Source organism: Streptomyces sp. NPDC017940, assembly GCF_044328435.1.
GTDB lineage: Bacteria > Actinomycetota > Actinomycetes > Streptomycetales > Streptomycetaceae > Streptomyces.
Genome location: NZ_JBIRHJ010000012.1, coordinates 41,074 through 62,679, shown reverse-complemented (window position 1 = coordinate 62,679; position 21,606 = coordinate 41,074). Strand labels below are relative to the sequence as shown.

Here is a 21,606-nt window from a genome sequence, read left to right as displayed (position 1 = left end):
TCTCAACAGCCCCTCCGGCGATTGAGGAGCGGGGTCTGGGGCGGAGCCCCGGTTTCGGGAAGGGGCGGGCCTGGGGCGTCCCACGCGGGCTCACAGCCAGCCGGCGAACTCCAGGAGCAGCTCCGCGTCCTGGGCGCGCCCCACGCGCAGCGCGCGCACGCCGGACTCGACGGCCCGGAAGAGGGTCCACCCCCGCAGCCGCTCGGCGTCCACCTCCAGGGACTCGGCGAGCCGTTTGACGCGCCGCCGCGTCACCCCCGCCCCGGACGGCGTGGCGATCAGGTCCTCCACCCGGTCCCGCACCAGGCGCGCCAGGTCGAAGGCGGGCTCACCCACCACGGGATCGGGCCCCACGGCCAGCCACGGCACCCGCTCGGCGGCGAGCACCTTGCTCTGCCGGAACGTCCCGTGCAGCAGCACCCCGCCCCCGGGCCCCGCGGGCACCGAGCCGAGCAGCTCATCGCGGGCGGCGAGCGCGGCGGTCACCAGCGGCCGGACGTCGGGGTCCGCGCACGCGGCCATCACCTCGGCCTGCCGCCCCGTCCGCTCCGCGACGCTCTCGAACCGGTGCCCCGCGGGCGGCGGCACCCACAGCCGCCGCAGCGTCCCCGCGGCCTCCAGCATCGACTTGGCCTCGGGCAGCGACCGTACGGACACATCCCGGTGCAGCCGCTCCACGAGGAGCGCTCCGTCGGCCTCGGCACCCGCACCGTCGTCGAGGAGCCGCGCGGCCCCCAGACCGCCCCAGTGCGCCATGGCGGCCCGCTCGCTGTCCGGCCGCGACCGCGGCGGCACCAGCTTGAGCACGGCGGGCGTGTCCTCGCGGGTCCTCACGAGCACGACGAGGCTGCTGCGACCGCCCGGCACCTGGACCCGCTCGACCGCGAGATCCCGGCGCGCCACCGCGTCCCGTACCAGGTCGGGCAGGCGGTGGAGCCAGTCGTCGGTGGCGGTGTCGCGCGGCGTCTCGCCGAGCGCACGGACGAGGCGCGGCGGCGGTTCGAAAGCCATGCGCGAGGTGTTCCCTTCCCGGCCGCCCGAAGGCGTTCGTGTCCCGGCTGCCCGAGGGCATGCGTACGTGGTGGCGCCGTCACGCCGACGGGCCCGGCCACCCCCGGGGGCGTCCGTGCACCGGGCCCGCGCGGCGACACCGGGGCGTCATCCGGACGCGCCCGACCGCTCCGCGAGCCCTGGGAAGGCTACGCTCCCGCCACGCCACCGCGCCGCCCGCACCGCCGCCTCCCGCAGCGACTCGGCCGCCGCCGAGCGCCGCGTACCGCCCGCCGCCCGCACCAGGTCGGCGTAGACCCCGGCCACGCGCTCCTCCAGCTCGGCCGCGAGCCGCGCGGCGGCGGCCGCGTCCGGCACCGGGAAGGGCAGCGCGTACGCGGCCGCCGAGGACTCGGGCTCGCCGCCGAGATCGCGCACCGCCCGCCGCAGCTCGTCCCTGCGCGCCCGGTGCGCGTCGTAGGCCGTACGGGCCTCCGCCCTGCGCCCCGCGCCGATACGGCCGCCGACGACCCCGTACCCGTACACGGCCGCGTGCTCGGCCCGCAGCGCCGCCTGCACGGCCTTCAGCTCGGCCTGCACGCCCCCGCCCTCGGCGTCGTCCCGCTCCTCGGCCCGCGCCGCGTCCCGCGCGGCTCGGCTCACTCGGCTCACTTGTCGTCCTCCGTCAGCAGGTAGGCGTGCGCCGCGCCCGCCGCCGCCACGGACGCGAGCAGCCGGGCGAGTTCGGCGGGCGCGTCCTTGAGCTGCCTGCCGCGGCGGTCGGCGAGGTCCCGCTCCGCCGTGGCGAGGAACCGCAGCGCGCTCCTCCTGCCGTCCGGCACGTCGACGGGCCGCGCCGACGGCGATGAGGGGGCGGGGGCGGCGCTGCTCGCGGGCGGACGGGTGCCGCCGAACGCCTTCTCGTGCCGTGCCACTTCCGCCCGCAGCGGCCGGACGCGGTCCGCCAGGGAGGCGTGTGCCGCGAGCACGGCGTCGTACCGGCGCAGCAGCTCGGCGCTGTCCCGCGCCGCACGCGCGCGTACCCGCCTCTCGGCGGACGCGCGTCCGTCGCTCGCGGTGTCGGAGCCCGAGCACCCGGCGAGCAGCAGCGTGCTCCCGGCCGCGGCCGCCGTGGCGGCGCCGGTGAGCAGGCTCCGTCTGCGCGGGCCGGGGCGGGACCTCGAAGGGGTGACATACGACGGCACGGCAGACGTCCTCGGAAAGGTGGGCCGCGAGGGCACGAGGGGCGGAGGCGGGCGACAGGCCCTGTGTCGGTGATCACCGTACCTGCGCTCTGTCCTCGTACGCGCGATCGGCTCGATGTCTGTGCGACCCGCTCGATCCCGGGGCGTTCCGCGGTCCGGCGGGTGACGGCAACACCCTCCGGGACCGGATACCCTTTGACCTGACACGCGACAATCCCACAACAGCACACGCGGCCGAGGAGTCACCCGGATGAGCACCACCCAGAGCGAGAGGCTGCGAGAACTTCTTGAACCGCTCGTCAGCTCCCAGGGTCTGGATCTCGAAGAGATCGAAGTGGCCCCGGTCGGACGCAAGCGAGTGCTGCGAGTCGTCATCGACTCCGAGGACGGCGTGGACCTCGACACGATCGCGGAAGTCAGCCGCCTGCTCTCCGCGCGGCTCGACGAGAGCGACGCCATGGGCGAGGGGGAGTACGACCTGGAGGTCGGGTCCCCCGGCGCCGAGCGCGCCCTGACCGAGCACCGCCACTACGTGCGCGCCGTGGACCGCCTGGTGAAGTTCCAGCTGAAGGAGGGCGGCGAGCTCGTCGCCCGCATCCTCACCGTGGACGACGACGGCCTCGACCTGGAGGTGCCCGGCGTGAAGGGCCGCAAGCCCACGTCCCGCCGCCTCGCCTTCGACGGGATCGACAAGGCGCGTGTGCAGGTCGAGTTCAACCGCAAGGACAAGAAGGACATGAAGGAAGAGGAGGAGGCGTAGCCGTGGACATCGACATGAGTGCCCTGCGGGGTCTGGTACGGGAGAAGGAGATCTCCTTCGACCTCCTCGTCGAGGCGATCGAGTCGGCCCTCCTCATCGCCTACCACCGCACCGACGGCAGCTTCCGTCGCGCCCGCGTGAAGCTGGACCGCGACAGCGGCCATGTGACGGTGTGGGCGACGGAGGACCCGGCGGACCTGGAGGAGGGCCAGGAGCCGAAGGAGTTCGACGACACCCCGTCCGACTTCGGCCGCATCGCCGCCACCACCGCCAAGCAGGTCATCCTGCAACGGCTGCGCGACGCCGAGGACGACGCGACGCTCGGTGAGTACGCGGGCCGCGAGGGCGACATCGTCACCGGTGTCGTCCAGCAGGGCCGCGACCCGAAGAACGTCCTGGTCGACATCGGCAAGCTGGAGGCCATCCTGCCCGTGCAGGAGCAGGTCCCCGGCGAGGAGTACCGGCACGGCATGCGCCTGCGCTCCTACGTCGTCCGGGTCGCCAAGGGCGTCCGCGGCCCGTCCGTGACCCTGTCGCGCACCCACCCGAACCTGGTCAAGAAGCTGTTCGCCCTCGAGGTGCCGGAGATCGCCGACGGTTCGGTGGAGATCGCCGCCATCGCCCGCGAGGCCGGACACCGCACCAAGATCGCGGTCCGTTCGACCCGCTCGGGCCTGAACCCCAAGGGCGCCTGCATCGGCCCCATGGGCAGCCGGGTGCGCAACGTCATGGGCGAGCTCAACGGCGAGAAGATCGACATCGTGGACTGGTCGGAGGACCCGGGCGACATGGTCGCCCACGCGCTCTCCCCGGCCCGCGTCAGCAAGGTCGAGATCGTGGACCTGGCCGCCCGCTCCGCCCGCGTGACCGTGCCCGACTACCAGCTCTCGCTGGCGATCGGCAAGGAGGGCCAGAACGCCCGTCTCGCCGCCCGGCTCACCGGCTGGCGCATCGACATCCGTCCGGACACCGAGGTGCCCGAGGGACCGGCGCGATCCGGCCGCTCCGGGGACTCCGGGCCCGACGCGGAGCACTGATCGCGGGACGGGTCGCGGGACCGCTCGCGGAACGGATCGCGGCGCGGCCCCGCCCCGGAGTGCCATGGCCGGCCGCACCCGGCCAGGTACTGATCAAGACAACAGTCGTTCGATTTCTGCCCCAAAGGGGTGAGGTCGGTGCGGGGAGGTAGACTTAAGCGTGTCTGGCCGGACGCATGCCCGCGCATGCCCTGAACGCACGTGTGTGGGATGCCGGGAGCGAGCGGCCAAGAGCGAGCTGCTGCGCATCGTGGCGGTCGAGGGCGCCTGCGTCCCCGATCCAAGCGGTACGCTGCCCGGCCGGGGTGCCTATGTGCACCCCGCCCTGGTCTGTCTCGACCTGGCGCTCCGGCGCCGGGCGTTCCCCCGGGCCCTGAGGGCCCAGGGAGCGCTCGACACCGCGGAACTGCGCGGGAATGTCGAGGCAGCCGAGACCGTTGCCCAGCAGGCAACACCGTAAGACGTGTCGTACGGAACCCCGTGCGGCCCTGGTACCCCGCGAGTTGGAAGTAGGTCGAGATTGCGATGAGCACTCGATGAGCACGCGATGAGTACGCCCATGAAGTAGCGACGGTCCGGCGTAACCCGGACCTAAAAGGAGCGAAGTGGCTAAGGTCCGGGTATACGAACTCGCCAAGGAGTTCGGAGTGGAGAGCAAGGCCGTCATGGCCAAGCTCCAGGAACTCGGTGAATTCGTACGTTCGGCGTCCTCGACGATCGAGGCGCCCGTGGTACGCAAACTGACTGACGCATTCCAGCAGGGCAACGGCTCCGGCAAGTCCGCCAAGCCCGCCCCGCGCAAGGCTGCCGCCAAGCCGGCCGCCCCCTCCCCGGCGCAGGCGGCCCCGCGGCCCGCCGCGCCCAGGCCGCCGGCCCCCAAGCCGGCTGCCGCCGACAAGCCGGCCGCTGCCGAGCCGGCCGCCGCCGACAGGCCGGCCGCCCCGGCTGCCCCGGGCCCGCGCCCGGGTCCGAAGCCGCCGGCGCCCAAGCCGGCCCCCGCGGCTCCGGCCGCGCCGGCCCCGGCCGCGCCCGAGTTCACCGCCCCGCCCGCCGCTCCCGCGGCGTCGTCCGGCGGCGGCTCGCAGGCCCCCTCGGCCCCGCGCCCCGGCGCCCGTCCGGGTGCCCCGAAGCCCGGTGCCCGTCCGGCACCCGGCCAGGGCCAGCGCGGCGGCGACCGCGGTGAGCGCGGCGACCGCGGTGACCGTCAGGGCGCGCCGCGCCCCGGCGGCCAGGGTGGCGCCCCCCGTCCCGGTGGCCGTCCCGCGGGACCGCGCCCGGGCAACAACCCCTTCACCTCCGGCGGCTCCACCGGCATGGCGCGCCCGCAGGCGCCCCGTTCCGGCGGCGCCCCGCGCCCCGGTGGCCAGGGCGGCCCCGGCGCGCCCGGCGGCGGCCCGCGTCCGCAGGGCGGTCAGGGCGGCGGCCAGGGGGCTCCCCGTCCGCAGGGCCAGGGCGGCGCCCGTCCGTCCCCCGGCGGCATGCCGCGCCCGCAGGCGCCGCGTCCCGGCGGCGGTCCCGCGGGTAACCGTCCCAACCCGGGCATGATGCCGCAGCGTCCCGCCGCGGGCCCGCGTCCCGGTGGTGGCCCCGGCGGTGGCCGTGGTCCCGGCGGCGGCGGTCGTCCCGGCGGCGGTGGCGGCGGTGGCCGTCCCGGCTTCGCCGGTCGTCCCGGCGGTCCCGGTGGTGGCGGCGGCGGCTTCGCCGGCCGTCCCGGTGGTCCGGGCGGTGGCGGCGGTGCCGGTCGTCCCGGCGGCGGCGGTGGCTTCGGCGGCCGTCCCGGCTTCGGTGGCCGTCCCGGCGGTCCCGGTGCCCGCGGTGGCACGCAGGGCGCCTTCGGCCGTCCCGGCGGTCCCGCGCGTCGCGGTCGCAAGTCGAAGCGGCAGAGGCGCCAGGAGTACGAGGCCATGCAGGCCCCGTCGGTCGGCGGCGTGATGCTGCCTCGCGGCAACGGCGAGACCGTTCGCCTGTCGCGCGGTGCCTCCCTCACCGACTTCGCCGAGAAGATCAACGCCAACCCGGCGTCGCTCGTCGCGGTGATGATGAACCTCGGCGAGATGGTCACGGCCACGCAGTCCGTCTCCGACGAGACGCTCCAGCTCCTCGGCGACGAGATGAACTACACGGTTCAGATCGTCAGCCCCGAGGAGGAGGACCGCGAGCTGCTCGAGTCGTTCTCCATCGAGTTCGGCGAGGACGAGGGCGGCGAAGAGGCGCTCATGTCCCGTCCGCCGGTCGTGACCGTCATGGGTCACGTCGACCACGGCAAGACCAGGCTCCTCGACGCGATCCGCAAGACCAACGTGGTCGCGGGCGAGGCCGGTGGCATCACCCAGCACATCGGTGCCTACCAGGTCGCGACCGAGGTCAACGGCGAAGAGCGTCCGATCACCTTCATCGACACCCCCGGTCACGAGGCGTTCACCGCCATGCGTGCCCGTGGTGCGAAGTCCACCGACATCGCGATCCTCGTGGTCGCGGCCAACGACGGTGTGATGCCGCAGACGATCGAAGCGCTGAACCACGCCAAGGCGGCCGACGTGCCGATCGTGGTCGCGGTCAACAAGATCGACGTCGAGGGCGCCGACCCGACCAAGGTGCGCGGTCAGCTCACCGAGTTCGGTCTGGTGGCCGAGGAGTACGGCGGCGACACGATGTTCGTCGACATCTCCGCGCGCCAGGGCCTCAACATCGAGCAGCTGCTCGAAGCCGTGGTCCTGACCGCGGACGCCTCGCTCGACCTGCGGGCCAACCCGGAGCAGGACGCGCAGGGCATCGCGATCGAGGCCCACCTGGACAAGGGCCGCGGCGCCGTCGCGACCGTCCTCGTCCAGCGCGGAACGCTCCGCGTCGGTGACACGATGGTCGCCGGTGACGCCTACGGCCGAGTCCGCGCGATGCTCGACGACAAGGGCGAGAACGTGGAGGAGGCGGGTCCCTCGACCCCGGTCCTCGTCCTCGGTCTCACCAACGTCCCGGGCGCCGGCGACAACTTCCTGGTCGTCGACGAGGACCGTACGGCCCGTCAGATCGCCGAGAAGCGTGCCGCCCGTGAGCGCAACGCCGCGTTCGCCAAGCGCGTGCGCCGTGTCTCGCTCGAGGACCTGGACAAGGTGCTCAAGGCCGGCGAGATCCAGCAGCTCAACCTCATCATCAAGGGTGACGCTTCTGGTTCCGTCGAGGCCCTGGAGTCCTCCCTGCTCCAGCTGGACGTCGGCGAAGAGGTCGACATCCGCGTCCTGCACCGCGGTGTGGGTGCGGTCACCGAGTCGGACATCGACCTGGCGATGGGCTCCGACGCCATCGTCATCGGCTTCAACGTCCGCGCGGCAGGCCGTGCCGCGCAGATGGCGGAGCGCGAGGGCGTCGACGTCCGCTACTACTCGGTGATCTACCAGGCCATCGAGGAGATCGAGGCAGCCCTCAAGGGCATGCTCAAGCCGGAGTACGAAGAGGTCGAGCTCGGCACGGCGGAGATCCGCGAGGTCTTCCGCTCGTCCAAGCTGGGCAACATCGCGGGTGTGCTCATCCGCTCCGGCGAGGTCAAGCGGAACACCAAGGCCCGGCTCCTGCGCGATGGCAAGGTCATCGCCGAGAGCCTCAACATCGAGGGTCTGCGTCGCTTCAAGGACGACGTCACCGAGATCCGCGAAGGGTTCGAGGGCGGTATCAACCTCGGCAACTTCAACGACATCAAGGTCGACGACGTCATCGCCACCTACGAGATGCGTGAGAAGCCGCGGGGCTAGCGTGTGCGGGGTCGGGGGGCGCCCGGGGTTTTCCCCGGGTGGCCCCCGACCCCCGTTTAGGAGGCTTCGCCCCTTGCCCCCTTGTCGGCGCTTCGCGCCTCGTCCTCAAACGCCGGACGGGCTCTTCCTGCGGCGAAACTCCGTCGAGCGGGAGTGCTCGCTCGTTGTACGGTTCAGGTGACCCTGCCAACCGTGCGCAGGGCGCGATCCCGCACCGGCGGGTCATCCGGCACACATATGTATGTGGGGACTCTGTCCTTCGACCTGCTCCTCGGCGACGTACATTCGCTGAAGGAGAAACGCTCCCTCGTCCGCCCGATCGTGGCGGAACTCCAGCGGAAGTACGCGGTGAGCGCGGCGGAGGTGGGCCATCAGGAACTGCACCGCAGGAGCGAGATCGGCCTCGCGCTGGTCTCCGGGGACGCGGGGCACGTCACGGACGTACTGGACCGGTGTGAACGGCTCGTCGCCGCCCGGCCCGAAGTGGAGCTGCTCTCGGTACGGCGGCGGTTCCACGGCGAAGATGACGACTGAACGACCTGCACGACGACCGGAACGACCTGCACGACCTGTACGACCCGAACGACTCGCACGACCTGTACAACTGCACGACTTGAACGACCAGCGGCGAGCACAGCACAGAAGGAGACGGAGCAGTGGCCGACAACGCGCGGGCGAAGAGGCTGGCGGACCTCATCCGAGAGGTGGTGGCCCAGAAGTTGCAGCGCGGGATCAAGGACCCGCGGCTCGGCTCACATGTCACCATCACGGACACCCGGGTCACGGGTGACCTGCGGGAGGCGACCGTCTTCTACACGGTCTACGGGGACGACGAGGAGCGCGCGGCGGCCGCCGCGGGCCTGGAGAGCGCCAAGGGCGTACTCCGCTCCGAGGTCGGCCGCGCGGCGGGCGTGAAGTTCACGCCGACGCTGACCTTCGTGGCGGACGCCCTCCCGGACAACGCACGAGCCATCGAGGACCTCCTCGACCGGGCCCGCGCCTCCGACGCGAAGGTCCGTGAGGCCTCCGCGGGCGCGGACTTCGCGGGCGGCGCCGACCCGTACCGCAAGCCGGAGGACGCCGACGAGGACGCCGCCGAGACGGCGGACGGCGCGGCGGGGACCGCGGACGGCGCCGGTCAGGACAAGGACGGCGACGCTTCCCGATGAGCACACGCAGTACCGGTGGGACCACGCCGGACGGCCTTGTCATCGTCGACAAGCCGTCCGGCTTCACTTCGCACGACGTGGTCGCCAAGATGCGGGGCATCGCGAGGACCCGCCGCGTCGGGCACGCGGGCACCCTCGACCCGATGGCGACCGGGGTCCTCGTGCTCGGCGTCGAGCGCGCCACCAAGCTGCTCGGCCACCTCGCCCTCACCGAGAAGGAGTACCTCGGCACGATCCGCCTCGGCCAGTCCACCGTGACGGACGACGCCGAGGGCGAGACCACGGGGTCGGCCGACGCCTCCGGCGTCAAGCGGGACGCCATCGACGCGGGCATCGCCAAGCTGTCCGGCGACATCATGCAGGTCCCGTCGAAGGTCAGCGCCATCAAGATCGACGGCAAGCGGTCCTACGCGCGGGCCCGGCAGGGCGAGGACTTCGAGATCCCGGCCCGCCCGGTCAGGGTCTCCTCGTTCCAGGTGTACGACATCCGGGACGCGGTCGCCGACGACGGCACCCCCGTCCTCGACCTCGTCGTGTCCGTCGTCTGCTCATCGGGTACGTACATCAGGGCCCTGGCCCGCGACCTCGGCGCGGATCTGGGTGTCGGCGGCCACCTCACGGCGCTGCGGCGCACCCGCGTCGGCCCGTACAAGCTGGATATCGCCCGCACCATCGACCAGCTCCAGGAGGAGCTGACGGTGATGCCGGTCGCCGATGCCGCCGCCGCGGCGTTCCCCCGCTGGGACGTGGACGAGCGGCGCGCGCGGCTGCTCGGCAACGGCGTACGGATCGAGATGCCGGACGAGTACGCGGGCGCGGGGCCCGTGGCCGTCTACGGCCCTGAAGGGCGCTTCCTGGTCCTGGCCGAGGAGTCCAAGGGCAAGGCGAAGAGCCTCGCCACCTTCTGACGGCCGCCCACCTCACTCGCCGTGCCCTGCTGCCCGCCGCCCTGCCTGCCCCGTCCTGCCCTGCTCGCAGTGCGGTGGGCGGTGCGTGGAGCGGCGGGCGGTGGTCCGCCGCTCCACAGTCCCCCACTTGGCTCCCCCGCCGGCCCCCACCGGCTTCCCCCACTGAAGGTCTATCCACCCCCGTCTGCGGATTCACCCCTTCGGACCAGCGCTCGGAGTGAACCGAGGGAGTGGAAGGGGGCGCGTTCGGCTCGTGTTCTGTCCAGCTGATCATCCCCGACCTACGGTCGAAGAACGGGGCGCGGCTGGGAGGTTCGAGCATGGCGGGACGGGGCCCGCGGATCCGGGGCGACCGGGAGGCCCGGGACACCTGGGGCGACCGAGATGTCCGGGGTGACCGGGATACCCGGGGCGACCGGGTCGGCCAGGGAGGTCCGGGCGACCGGGGAGGTCCGGGCGACCGGGGTGACGTGCGTGCCCGGGGTGAGGTGGGGGCCTTGCGGGACGTGAGCGTTCGGGGCGACCGCGACAGGGGCCGCGGCGAGCGGGGCGGGTCCGGTGAGCGGGGCGGTCTTGGTGATCGTGTTGTCGGTGTCGGCGTCGGTATTGGTCTCAGTGCTGGTGCTGGTGCTGGTGCTGGTGCTGGTTCTGGTGCTAATTCCGGTTCCGGGGCGTGGGCGGTGGGGCCGGGGGGCTGGCGGGAGCCCGAGCGGGCCCTGGTGCGGATCTGCGATCCGGCGGGGCGCCCGCGCGGTCACGGCTTCGCCGCCGACGAGCACGGCACGGTGATCACCAGCCACGAAGCGGTCGACGGACTCGCCCGCATGGTGCTGCACGCGGCGGGCGAGCGCACCTGCCTCGTCGCCGACGACGCCGTCACCCCGCTGCCGGAGTCCGACCTCGCCCTCGTCCGCACCGAAGGACTCGGCCTGCGCCCGCTGCCCGTCACCGCCCGCGGTGCGGTGGCCGTCGGCGCGTACGTACGCGTCGCGGCCTGCGGCTGGCGGCAGGCCAGGGTCCTCGCCCCGGCCGCCGTCACGTACACCGCGACCGACCGCTTCCACCTCCTGGACGACGCCCTGGAGCTGGCCATCGGCACGGACGGCGCGGACGCGCTGCGGCTCGGCGGCGGCGCCGCTGGCGGGCCCGTCGTGGACACCGCCACGGGCGCCGTCGTGGCCGTCGTCGCCACCGCCCTACAGGCGTCGCACCGCGCCGCGGGCTTCGCCGTGCCGCTGGCCCCCGCGGCCGCCGCCTATCCGGACGGGCCGCTCGCCCGCCTCCTGGAACGCAACGCCGCCACCGTCCCCGGCTACGGCCGTGACCTGAACCTGGCGGGTGCCCTGCACCTCACGGCCACCTCCGTCGGCTCCGACGGCCCCGGCGCCCTGGACCCCGGCCCCGTCGAACGACCCGACACGGCACGGGAGTTCGCCCGCTTCACCGCGGGGCCCGCACAGGTACTCGGCCTCGTCGGCGACCCCGGCACCGGCCGCACCACGGAACTCACCGCGCTCGCCGCCCGCCGCGCCCGTGGCGCCGAGCCCGCACCCACCCTGTGGCTGCGCGGCGCCGACCTGCGGGACGCCGACACGTCCGTGGCCGACGCCGTCGCCCGCGCCCTGGAGCGGGCCGGGCGCATCCTCGCCGCATCGGACACCACGGCGGGCGGTGACGAGGGCCTCGGGGACATCTCGGCGGGCCGCGTCGCCCGGCTGCTGCGGGACGCGGGGCGGCCCCTGATGCTGCTGCTCGACGGCCCCGAGGAGATGCCGCCCGTGCTCGCGCACCGCCTCGCCGCCTGGAGCACGGGGACGGCCGGCTGGCTGCGCGACACCGGCGCCAGGCTCGTGGTGGCGTGCCGGGCCGAGTACTGGGAGGAGGCGGGCGCCCACTTCCCGCCCGCCCTTCTCCACCCGCCGCGCCCCGACGGCGGCACGGCCAGTGGCGCGGACGGCGGCACGGCCAGTGGCCCCGACGGCGGCACGGCCAGTGGCGCGGACGGCGGGGCGGCCAGCGACGCGGGCGGCGGGGCGGACGCCGGGCTCGTCGGCTGTGTGCGCCTCGGTGAGCTGCCGGAAGCGCAGGCGCGGCGGGCCCGTGCCCGGTTCGGCATCCCGGACGGCGTGCTCGCCGACGCCGACGCCCGCCACCCACTGGTGCTGCGGCTGCTCTCGGAGGTGGCGTCGGCGCTCCCCGACGGCCCCACGGGGCAGCCCACCCGGCAGGACGTGTTCGCCGCCTACCTCGACCTGCTCGGCCTGCGGGTCGCCGTCCGCCTCGCCGCCGAGAGCGGGCTGCGCGGGCGTGCCGTGCGGCGGCTCGCGGCGAAGGTGTCCGGGCAGGTCCACGAGGCGGCCAGACGCTGCCTCGGCCCCGGCCAGGGCCAGCTCGACCGCGCCGCCTTCGAGGAGGTCTTCCCGTGGGGCGCCCTGCCCGGCATGGGCTTCGACACCTGTACCGGCTGGGCCTCCGCGGTCCTCAGCGAGGGCCTCCTCGTCCCGGCCGGAGGCGGCTACCGCTTCGCGCACGAGGAGGTGGGGGACTGGGTCCAGGGCCTCCACCTGGACGTGGACGGGGCCCTGACGTCCCTGGTCCTGCGGTACGCGCAGCCCGGCACCGCCGTCCCCGCGCCGAGACCGCTCCCGGTGCCGCGCCACCGGGCGGGGCCGGTCCTCCAGGCACTCCTCCAACTGGAACGACAGCGCGGGGCTGCCGAGCTGGGGGTACGGCTGGGGGATCTCCTGTCGGCGCTGGTGGCGCTGTCGGCGCTGTCGGCGTCCGAGCCACCGTCCGATACCTCCCCCGAGTCCACGCCGGGCCCCCCATCCACACCCCGTCCCACCCCCTCGTCCGGCGCGGAGGACGCCACGTGGTGGGCCCGGTACCTGCTGCGGGAGACGCTGCTCCGAGTGCCCGACGCGTCCCCGTACGGCGACCTGTTGCAACGGATCGCCCCCCGCAGGGAGTTCGGCCCCGACTTCTGGCTCGCGCTGCGGCTGCCCGAGGCGGTGCGGTACGAGCTGCTGCGGGCCGTCGTGGTGCACGACGGCCCGCCCGGCACCGGACGCCGCTGCCTGGACGCCGTCGCCGAGCGCCTCGCCGCCGACCCCGCCGCCGTACAGCGCCACCTCACCCGCTGGTTCGCCGACGAGCGGCCCCTGCGCGCCGCGCCCGAGGCGACCGTCGCCTCCGCCGCCCAGGCCCTGCTCCACACCCACCGGCACCACGCCGTCGACGACCTGACCGAGGCCCTGATCGACTGCGCCCACCCGCGCGCCGACGAGCTGCTCGGCGCGCTCACCGAGGACGAGCCGTCCGCGCTCTGCCGCGCCGTCGACCGCTGGGCCCACGACGCGCGCCCCGCCCGCCGCATCGCCGCCGCCGTGTACGCGCCGCGCACCGCCCCGCACATCACGGGCGAGGCCGACCGCCGCCTCCTGCGGTACGCCGCCCAGGCCCTGCTCTCCCACTCCGCCGACGACGCCCTGCACGGCGTCGCCCTCGCCCTCCTCGTACGCGACCCGTACTCCCGCGCCCGCCATCTGCCGCGCGCCCTGAAGCGCTTCGCCGACGGCGACCCCAGCCTGCCCGCGAGCGCACTCGCCGTGGCGCTCGCCGGCGACCCCGAGCCCGTGCTCGCCGCCTTCCGGACCCGCCTGCGCACCCGGGACACCGGCACCGGCGACATCCTGCGCAGCCTCGCCCACGTGACGTCGCCCGCCCTCGCGCGGCGCGTCGCGGAGCTCGTACAGGACCAGGTGGAGCGGTGCCCGCGTGCCGCAGCCGACGCCGCGGCGTACGTGGACCTGCGCCTCGAACGGGGCGCCGCCGTGCGGGACGAACTCTTCCCGCTGGTCGCGGGGTTGCTGCGGGGCCGGGGCGTGGACGTGCGGGTTGCGCTCGCGCCCGTCCTCGCCGCGCCGGGCATCCCCGTCTCGCGGCCCCTGCGGGGCGAACTGCTCGACCTGCTGCTCGCCGGTGAGCGGGAGCACCCCGTCTTCGAGGCACTCCTCCGCGCGGTCGGCGGCCGGGGCGGCGGGGCCGAGGGCGACCGGGACCTGGTGCGCCGCGCCGTCCTGCTGTTCGGCCGCACCCCGGACGGAGCCACCCGTTCCGACCGCGTCCTCATCGACCTCGCGCAGCGCGTGCCGGGCTTCGCGGCCCGCCTGACCACATGGCTCACCGACGCCCCGGACGACTGGGCCGCCCTGGTGGGGCCGAGCGCCCGGCGTACCGTGGCGCGGTCGGCGGGAGCCGTGCCGGTGTCGGCGTGAGGTCCGCCACCCCGGCCGATGCGGTCGACAATCTGTCGGCATGGCAGTCTTAGACCTGCGCAATCGACAGTGAACGTACAGACGTACGCGCGTACGGATACACGGATACCTACACGGGTTCGGCGAGGAGCGAAGACAGTGCAGCGCTGGCGTGGCTTGGAGGACATCCCCCAGGACTGGGGGCGCAGCGTCGTCACCATCGGTTCCTACGACGGCGTGCACCGCGGTCACCAGCTGATCATCGGCCGCGCGGTGGCCCGCGCCCGCGAGCTCGGCGTGCCCGCGGTGGTCGTCACCTTCGACCCGCACCCCAGCGAGGTCGTGCGGCCCGGCAGCCACCCGCCGCTGCTCGCGCCGCACCACCGGCGCGCGGAGCTGATGGCGGAGCTCGGGGTGGACGCCGTCCTCATCCTGCCCTTCACCACCGAGTTCTCGAAGCTGTCGCCCGCCGACTTCGTGGTGAAGGTCCTCGTCGACAAGCTGCACGCCCAGGTCGTCGTGGAGGGCCCCAACTTCCGCTTCGGCCACCGCGCCGCGGGCAACGTCGAGGTCCTCGCCGAGCTCGGCCGCACCTACGACTACGCGGTCGAGGTCATCGACCTGTACGTGAGCGGCAACGCGGGCGGGGGACAGCCGTTCTCGTCCACGCTCACCCGCCGCCTCATCGCCGAGGGCGACGTCGCGGGCGCCCACGAGATCCTCGGCCGCCCGCACCGCGTGGAGGGCGTGGTGGTGCGCGGCGCCCAGCGCGGCCGTGAACTGGGCTTCCCCACGGCCAACGTCGAGACCCTGCCGCACACCGCGATTCCCGCCGACGGTGTGTACGCGGGGTGGCTGCACGCCGACGGCGAGGCGATGCCCGCGGCCATCTCCGTGGGCACCAACCCCACGTTCGACGGCACCGAGCGCACGGTCGAGGCCTACGCCATCGACCGCGTCGGCCTCGACCTCTACGGCCTGCACGTGGCCGTCGACTTCCTCGCCTTCGTCCGCGGGCAGGCGAAGTTCGACTCCATCGACCAGCTCCTGGTCGCGATGGCGGACGACGTGAAGAAGTCCCGCGAACTGATCGACGCGACGCACGCCTGAGCCTCCCGGGGGTGGGGCTGTGCCCTCGCGGGGCGCCCCAGGCCCGCCCCTTTCCCGTAACCAGGGGCGCTGCGCCCCCTGGACCCCAGCCCTTCGTCGGCGCTCCGCGCCTCGTCCTCAAACGCCGGACGGGCTGAAATCGGCCGTCCACCGGCGGGCTCGATCAGCACGTCCGGCGATCGAGAACGAGCCCGAAGGGCGATCGACGCTCAGCCGACCCCCAGGTCACCCCGGGCACGCGCCCAGTGGCAGGCGACCTGCGCCCCGGCGGAGCCGGAGAGCACCGGAAGGTCCCGCGTGCGGCAGTCCTCCGCGACCCCGGCGCGCTCCGCCTCGCCCCCGGCGAGCACCTGGCACCGCGCGTGGAACCGGCACCCGGCCGGCACCCGGGACGGATCCGGCGGCTCCCCGGTGAGCACCACCGGCTCCCCCTCGGCCTCCGGCAACACGGACAACAGGGCCTGCGTATAGGGGTGCTGAGGGTCCGTGAGGACCCGCTCGACCGCTCCGGTCTCCACGATCCTGCCCAGGTACATCACCGCCACCCGGTCGGCGATGTTCCAGGCCAGACCCAGGTCGTGGGTCACCACGAGCGCGGAGAGGCCGAGTTCCCCGCGCAGCCGCAGCAGCAGCGCGAGGATCTCGCCGCGCACGGACGCGTCCAGCGAGGCCACCGGCTCGTCCGCGACGATCAGCTCCGGCTCCAGGACCAGGGCGCCCGCGATGACCACGCGCTGGCGCTGCCCGCCGGACAGCTCGTGCGGGTAGCGCAGGAAGAACCGCTCCGGCGGCCGCAGCCCGGCCCGGGAGAGCGCCGCACCGACCGCGGCCCGCTCGTCACCGCCGTAGCGATGGATGCGCAGCCCCTCGGCGACGGCCTCGTACACCGTGTGCCGGGGGTTGAGCGAACCGCTCGGATCCTGGAGCACGAGCTGGACCCGCTTGCGGTACGCCTTCAGGGCCCGGCTGCGGTAGTCCAGCGGCTCGCCCCCGAACCTGACCCGCCCGGACGTGGGCGGGACGAGCCCGAGCAGGGACCGTGCGAGCGTCGTCTTGCCGCAGCCCGACTCGCCGACGAGCGCGACGATCTCGCCCGGGCGGATGTCCAGGTCCACGCCGTCCACCGCGCGCGCCGGGTCGGCCCCCCGGCGCCCCGGGAACGTGATGTGCAGGTCGGAGGCCGAGAGCAGGGGCGTGCCCGCGCCCGGCTCCGCGGCGGTCCCTGCGGTCGCTTCGGTCGTCATGCGCTGCTCCTCGCGGCCGGGGACCCGGGCGGCTGGTTCGCGGTGTGCGCCGGGGCGTGTGCGGCGCGGGACGGTGGCGGTACGGCGTACGCGGGTCCCGGCGCGCGGGGCGCGTGGGCGCGGGCGCCGGTCATCGTGCTGCCTCCGCTGCCGGGTCCGGCCGCTCCGGCGCACCCACGTGCACGCACGCCGCCCGGCGCGCGGGACCCGCGACCCGCAGCACCTGGTCCTGCGTGGCGCAGATGTCCAGGGCCACGGCACACCGCGGATGGAACGTGCAGCCGGACGGGAGCGCCGACGGGTCGGGCGGGTCGCCGGGCAGGCCGCGCGGCGCGAACCGGGACGACAGGTCCCCGATGCGCGGGAACGCCGCCGAAAGGGCCTTGCCGTAGGGATGCCGCGCCCTTTCGTACACCTCCCGCGCCGGGCCCTCCTCCACCACCCGGCCCGCGTACATCACCGCGAGCCGGTCGCAGGTGTCGGAGAGCACCGCCAGATCGTGGCTGATCATGACAAGGCCCAGGTCCTGGTCGGCGACGAGCTGTTCGATGAGGCGCAGGATCTGCGCCTGGATCATGACGTCCAGGGCCGTCGTGGGCTCGTCCGCGATGATCAGCCGCGGGTCGCAGGCGAGGGCCATCGCGATCATCACGCGCTGGCGCTGCCCGCCGGACAGCTCGTGCGGATAGGCGTCCGCGCGGGCCCCGGGAAGGCCCACGTGTTCGAGGAGCTCGCGGGCCTTCTTCCTCGCGCCCGCGGGCGTCGCCTTCTTGTGCAGCACGATCGGCTCGGCGATCTGGTCGCCGACGCGGTGCACCGCGTTCAGCGAGTGCATCGCGCCCTGGAACACGATGGACGCCCCCGCCCAGCGCACCGCGCGCACCCGCCCCCACTTCATCGCGAGCACGTCCTCACCGTCGAGCAGGATCTCGCCGGTCACCTCCGTCCCCGCGGGCAGCAGCCGCAGCAGCGCGAGGGCCAGCGTGGACTTGCCGCAGCCCGACTCGCCCGCCACGCCCAGCTTCTGCCCCGCGGCCACGGAGAGGTCGACGCCGCGGACGGCGGCGGCACCCGTCGCGTACGTCACGGTGAGGTTCCGTACGTCCAGCAGTCCGGCAGCGGTCACCGGGACACCCCCAGCCTCGGGTTGAGCACGGACTCCACGGCACGCCCGCACAGCGTGAACGCGAGCGCGACCACGGCGATCGCGATGCCGGGCGGCGCCAGATACCACCAGTCGCCCGCGCTCACCGCGCCCGCCTCACGGGCGTCCTGGAGCAGTCCGCCCCACGACACCACCGTCGGGTCGCCGAGCCCGAGGAACGCGAGCGTCGCCTCGGTCAGGATCGCGCTGGAGATGACGAGCGTGGTCTGCGCGAGCACCAGCGGCATCACGTTCGGCAGCACGTGCCGGGCCATGATGTGCCCGTGCCCGCCGCCGAGCGCCCGCGCCCGCTCGATGTACGGCCGGGACTCCACCGCGAGGGTCTGCGCGCGCACCAGACGGGCCGTCGTCGGCCACGTCGTCACCCCGATCGCCAGGATGATCGTCCAGACGGAACGGTCCAGCACGGACGCGAGCGCGATCGCGAGGACCAGCGTCGGCATCACCAGGAACCAGTCCGTGATCCGCATGATCACCGTCGCGTACCAGCCCCGGAAGTGGCCCGCCGTGATCCCCACGACCGTACCGATGGCCACCGACAGGAACGCCGCGAGCAGCCCCACCGTCAGGGAGATCCGCGCGCCCCACACGAGCAGCGCGAGCAGATCCCGCCCGAACTGGTCCGTGCCGAGCGGGAACTCGCCGCTCGGCGCCCGCATGGCCTCGCCCGGGGCCCGCGTCACGCTCTGCGCGTCCGCACCCACGAGCAGCGGCGCGCCCAGCGCCGCGAGCGCGATCAGCACGAGCGCCGCGAGCCCGATCACTCCCGCCCGGTGCGTGCGGTACTCCCGCCAGAACCGGGCCGCCGAGTGGCGTCTGCGGGCCCGGGCCAGGGCCCGTGGGCTCCTCTCCTCCTGCGGTGGCTCCTTCTGACGCGTGTCGTCCGGCTCCTGCGGCGCCGGAACTGATGCCGCCTCGGTCGTCATCGGCCCACCCTGGGATCGAGCAGCGGATAGATCACGTCGGCCACCGTGTTCATGAGGATCACCGCGGTCGCGAAGACGAAGAAGAGCCCCTGCACCAGCGGCAGGTCCGGCACGCTCAGTGCCTGGTAGAACAGCCCGCCGAGCCCCGGCCAGGAGAACACCGTCTCGACCAGGATCGCGCCCGCGACCACCGTGCCCAGGTTCACGAACATCAGCGTGACCGTCGGCAGGAGCGCGTTCGGCACCGCGTGCCTGCGCCGCACCAGGTCGTCCCTGAGCCCCTTCGCCCGAGCCGTCGTCAGATAGTCGCTGCCCATCTCGTCGAGCAGCGACGACCGCATCACCAGGAGCGTCTGCGCGTACCCCACCGCGACCAGGGTCAGCACCGGCAGGACCATGTGGTGCGCCACGTCCACCACGTACGCGAACCCGCTCTCGTCGCCGCTCTCCATCCCGCCCGTCGGGAACAGGCCCGGCAGCGGGCCCATCCCCACCGAGAACGTGATGATGAGCAGCAGGCCGAGCCAGAACGACGGCACCGAGTACAGGGTGAGCGCCAGGCCCGTGTGGAAGCGGTCGCCCAGGCGGCCGTTGCGCCAGGCCGTGCGCGTTCCCAGCCAGATGCCGATCAGCGTGTAGAGGACGTACGCCGTTCCGGTGAGCCACAGCGTCGCGGGCAGCGCCTCCGTGATCTTGTCCAGCACCGGTGCGCGGAACTGGTACGACGTGCCGAAGTCGCCGGTCAGGACGTTGCCGCAGTAGTCCGTGAACTGCTGCCACACCGGCTGGTCGAGGCCGAACTCCGTCCGCATCGCCGCCAGTTGCTCACTCGACACGCGGCGGCCGCCCGTCATCTGCTTCACCGGGTCGCCGGGGATCAGCCGGAACAGGAAGAAGCTCGTCACGAGCACCGCGAACATCGACACCAGGGCGCCGCCCAGCTTGCCCGCCGCATACTGGAGGTAGGCCCTCGTGTCGCGCGTCCGCGGGCCGCGGCGCCCTCGCGGTCCCGCCTGCTCGGCCGGGCCGCCGGGCGCCTCCCGGTCCGTCCGTGCCGCTTCGGCCTCGGCGGCCAGGATCGCCGCCGGGTTGTTGTCCGCGGCTGTCACGGCGCACTCGTGGTGGGGTTGTGCCGGGTGCTGTGCCTGGGTGCGGTGGTGTGGTCACTCGTGCTTGTACGCGGCATGGTCGGTCACCCGTCACTCACGGTCGTCTGCTGTCGAACGGCGGCGCATGGCGAACAGGGCTCCGCCGCCTGCCAGCACCACCGCGGCTACGGCGATACCGATGATGACACCGGTCGAGCTCCCACCGTCGGAGGAACCCTTCCCACTCGCCGGTTCCGCCGACCACCAACTCCAATAGCCGTCCTGGCCGTAGATGTTGCCCGCCGCCGACGGCATGGTTTCGATGGACTCGATCTGGTCCGTGCGGTACGCCTCGACGGCGTTCGGGTACGCCATGACGTTCATGTAGCCCGAGTCGTACAGCCACGACTGCATCTGCTTGACCAGCGCGGCACGCTTGGCCGGGTCGTACTCGGCGAGCTGCTTCTCGTACAGCTCGTCATACTTCTTGTCGCACAGGAAGTTGTCCGTCGCCGCGCTCTCCTTCGCCTTCTCCGGCAGCGCCGCGCAGGTGTGGATGCCGAGGACGAAGTCGGGGTCGGGGTTGACCGACCATCCGTCGAAGGCCAGGTCGTACTCACCCGCGTACCAGGGCACCGACACGTCGTCGAGGCAGTTCACCTTGAGTCCGATGCCGAGGTCGCCCCACCACTCCTTCAGGTACTTCCCGACCGCCTTGTCGTTCGGGTCGGTCGCGTGGCACAGGATCCGGAAGTCCAGCGGCCTGCCGTCCTTGCCCACGCGCTTGCCGCCCTTCTTCTCGTACCCGGCCTCGTCGAGGAGCCTCGCCGCCCGCTGCGGGTCGTAGCCGAGTTCCTGGTCCGCCGCGGGCTTCCAGGAGTACTCCGAGAAGCGCGGCGGGATGTACCCGGCGCCCTCCACCGCGTTGCCCTGGAACACCTTGTCGACGATCGCCTTCCTGTCCACGGAGAGGAAGAGTGCCTGGCGCACCCGCTTGTCGAGCAGCGCGGGGTGGCCGTCGCCGAACTTCCTGCCGTCCTGCGTGCGTGCGCCCGGGTTCGTCGCCAGGGCGAAGAAGCGGCGGCCCGGGCCGTTGTTCACCTTGACGTCCGGCTCGCCCTTCAGGCCGTTCGCCTGCGCGGGCGTCAGGGCCGGCTGGCCCGCCACGAAGGACACCTCGCCCTTCTTGAGCGCCGCGACGGCGGCATCCTGGTCCTTGTACGTCTTGAAGACCAGCTCGTCGAACTTCGGCGCGCCCCGCCAGAAGTTCTTGTTGGCCCTGAGCTTCACGTACTGGTCGACCTTGAAGTCGGACAGCACGAACGGGCCGTTCCCGACCACCGGGAAATCCTTGTCATTGTTGAACTTCGAGATGTCGTCGACCTTCTCCCAGACATGCCGGGGAACGATCGGGACATCCAGGGCCGCCATGGTCGACTGCGGCTTCTTGAGTTCGATGACCAGTTTGGTGGGGGTGGGGGCCGTCACCTTCTTGAAATTGGTGACGAAGTTGGAGTTGGCTGTGGCTGTGCCTTCCTTGGACATGATTTTGTTGAATGTCCAGGCGGCGTCCTCCGCGGTGGCCTTCTTCCCGTCCGACCACTTGGAATTCGACCGAATGGTGTACGTCCAGGTGAGCTTGTCCGCCGACGGCTCCCATTTCGTGGCGAACGCCGGGACCGCGTGGTTGTCCTTGAGGTCGTAGTTCGTCAGATACTCGTACGTCAGCCGGTGAACACTGGTGCTGAGCAGACGCTGCGCGATGAACGGGCTGAGCGAGTCGACGCTCTGCGCCACCGCGACGGTGAGGGTCTTCTTGCCGTCGTCCTTGGCCTCGGCCTGTTGGGGGGCCGGGTTGAGGGGGGTGGCCAGGCCGGCCGTGAGGGTGAGCGCGGCGGCCGCGGCGGCTGCCCCCCGGAGCGGCCGCCCGGGGCGGGGGGGGGGGGGGGGGGTTTGTGTTATTGCCAGGTGATAATTTGTATAACAGGAGGGTGTCCACGCG

Annotated in this window: 17 protein-coding genes; 9 read left to right on the top strand and 8 right to left on the bottom strand. The window is 73.5% G+C overall.

Going from position 1 to position 21,606, the window contains the following annotated elements:
• Positions 1-90: 90 nt before the first annotated feature.
• The 3 genes from ACH4DX_RS32360 to ACH4DX_RS32350 all read right to left on the bottom strand — a co-directional run bounded on the left by ACH4DX_RS32360 (position 91) and on the right by ACH4DX_RS32350 (position 2,195).
• A complete protein-coding gene (locus ACH4DX_RS32360) occupies positions 91-1,011 on the bottom strand; it encodes an aminoglycoside phosphotransferase family protein (protein ID WP_398157704.1) in 921 nt (306 codons plus the stop codon).
• Between the two features lie 147 nt (positions 1,012-1,158).
• A complete protein-coding gene (locus tag ACH4DX_RS32355) occupies positions 1,159-1,590 on the bottom strand; it encodes a ferritin-like domain-containing protein (RefSeq protein WP_398157749.1) in 432 nt (143 codons plus the stop codon).
• Positions 1,591-1,658: 68 nt separating this feature from the next.
• Positions 1,659-2,195, bottom strand: a complete 537-nt coding sequence (locus ACH4DX_RS32350) for a hypothetical protein (protein ID WP_398157703.1) — start codon at positions 2,193-2,195, stop codon at positions 1,659-1,661.
• 250 nt (positions 2,196-2,445) lie between these two features.
• On the opposite strand from ACH4DX_RS32350, the gene rimP reads away from it, so the two are divergent.
• From rimP to ACH4DX_RS32305, 9 genes are all read left to right on the top strand, one after another.
• Positions 2,446-2,955, top strand: coding sequence for a ribosome maturation factor RimP (gene rimP, locus ACH4DX_RS32345; protein ID WP_398157702.1), 510 nt, complete (start codon positions 2,446-2,448; stop codon positions 2,953-2,955).
• A 2-nt stretch (positions 2,956-2,957) separates the two neighbouring features.
• Positions 2,958-3,992 (top strand): transcription termination factor NusA, encoded by a 1,035-nt coding sequence (gene nusA, locus ACH4DX_RS32340; protein WP_398157701.1) that lies wholly within the window; start codon positions 2,958-2,960, stop codon positions 3,990-3,992.
• Between the two features lie 160 nt (positions 3,993-4,152).
• Positions 4,153-4,452 (top strand): YlxR family protein, encoded by a 300-nt coding sequence (locus ACH4DX_RS32335; protein WP_398123088.1) that lies wholly within the window; start codon positions 4,153-4,155, stop codon positions 4,450-4,452.
• A gap of 145 nt (positions 4,453-4,597) precedes the next feature.
• Positions 4,598-7,738, top strand: a complete 3,141-nt coding sequence (infB, locus tag ACH4DX_RS32330; protein ID WP_398157700.1) for a translation initiation factor IF-2 — start codon at positions 4,598-4,600, stop codon at positions 7,736-7,738.
• Between the two features lie 237 nt (positions 7,739-7,975).
• Positions 7,976-8,272: a DUF503 domain-containing protein gene (locus ACH4DX_RS32325; RefSeq protein ID WP_058845524.1), complete on the top strand. Its 297-nt coding sequence runs from the start codon at positions 7,976-7,978 to the stop codon at positions 8,270-8,272.
• 122 nt (positions 8,273-8,394) lie between these two features.
• Positions 8,395-8,907, top strand: coding sequence for a 30S ribosome-binding factor RbfA (gene rbfA / locus ACH4DX_RS32320; protein WP_398123090.1), 513 nt, complete (start codon positions 8,395-8,397; stop codon positions 8,905-8,907).
• Positions 8,904-9,815: a tRNA pseudouridine(55) synthase TruB gene (gene truB / locus ACH4DX_RS32315; protein ID WP_398157699.1), complete on the top strand. Its 912-nt coding sequence runs from the start codon at positions 8,904-8,906 to the stop codon at positions 9,813-9,815. The genes rbfA and truB overlap by 4 nt, the downstream gene beginning before the upstream one ends.
• A 680-nt stretch (positions 9,816-10,495) precedes the next feature.
• Complete coding sequence (locus tag ACH4DX_RS32310) at positions 10,496-14,092, top strand: serine protease (RefSeq protein WP_398157698.1); 3,597 nt, start codon at positions 10,496-10,498, stop codon at positions 14,090-14,092.
• A gap of 138 nt (positions 14,093-14,230) precedes the next feature.
• Complete coding sequence (locus tag ACH4DX_RS32305) at positions 14,231-15,181, top strand: bifunctional riboflavin kinase/FAD synthetase (protein ID WP_398123092.1); 951 nt, start codon at positions 14,231-14,233, stop codon at positions 15,179-15,181.
• A 209-nt stretch (positions 15,182-15,390) separates the two neighbouring features.
• On the opposite strand, the gene ACH4DX_RS32300 is transcribed toward ACH4DX_RS32305, so the two are convergent.
• The 5 genes from ACH4DX_RS32300 to ACH4DX_RS32280 all read right to left on the bottom strand — a co-directional run bounded on the left by ACH4DX_RS32300 (position 15,391) and on the right by ACH4DX_RS32280 (position 21,566).
• A complete protein-coding gene (locus ACH4DX_RS32300; protein WP_398157697.1) occupies positions 15,391-16,425 on the bottom strand; it encodes an ABC transporter ATP-binding protein in 1,035 nt (344 codons plus the stop codon).
• Positions 16,426-16,555: 130 nt separating this feature from the next.
• Complete coding sequence (locus tag ACH4DX_RS32295; RefSeq protein WP_398157696.1) at positions 16,556-17,551, bottom strand: ABC transporter ATP-binding protein; 996 nt, start codon at positions 17,549-17,551, stop codon at positions 16,556-16,558.
• Positions 17,548-18,516, bottom strand: coding sequence for an ABC transporter permease (locus ACH4DX_RS32290; RefSeq protein ID WP_398157695.1), 969 nt, complete (start codon positions 18,514-18,516; stop codon positions 17,548-17,550). The genes ACH4DX_RS32295 and ACH4DX_RS32290 overlap by 4 nt, the downstream gene beginning before the upstream one ends.
• Entirely contained in the window at positions 18,513-19,592 is a 1,080-nt protein-coding gene (locus ACH4DX_RS32285) for an ABC transporter permease (protein ID WP_398157748.1), read from the bottom strand. The genes ACH4DX_RS32290 and ACH4DX_RS32285 overlap by 4 nt, the downstream gene beginning before the upstream one ends.
• A 123-nt stretch (positions 19,593-19,715) precedes the next feature.
• Complete coding sequence (locus tag ACH4DX_RS32280; protein WP_398157747.1) at positions 19,716-21,566, bottom strand: ABC transporter substrate-binding protein; 1,851 nt, start codon at positions 21,564-21,566, stop codon at positions 19,716-19,718.
• Positions 21,567-21,606 lie beyond the last annotated feature (40 nt).

Coding starts and splice junctions, on each gene's coding strand:
- ACH4DX_RS32360 (WP_398157704.1), bottom strand. CDS start 1,011: ATGGCTTTCGAACCGCCGCCGCGCCTCGTCCGTGCGCTCGGCGAGACG.
- rimP (WP_398157702.1), top strand. CDS start 2,446: ATGAGCACCACCCAGAGCGAGAGGCTGCGAGAACTTCTTGAACCGCTC.
- ACH4DX_RS32325 (WP_058845524.1), top strand. CDS start 7,976: ATGTATGTGGGGACTCTGTCCTTCGACCTGCTCCTCGGCGACGTACAT.
- truB (WP_398157699.1), top strand. CDS start 8,904: ATGAGCACACGCAGTACCGGTGGGACCACGCCGGACGGCCTTGTCATC.
- ACH4DX_RS32300 (WP_398157697.1), bottom strand. CDS start 16,425: ATGACGACCGAAGCGACCGCAGGGACCGCCGCGGAGCCGGGCGCGGGC.
- ACH4DX_RS32290 (WP_398157695.1), bottom strand. CDS start 18,516: ATGACGACCGAGGCGGCATCAGTTCCGGCGCCGCAGGAGCCGGACGAC.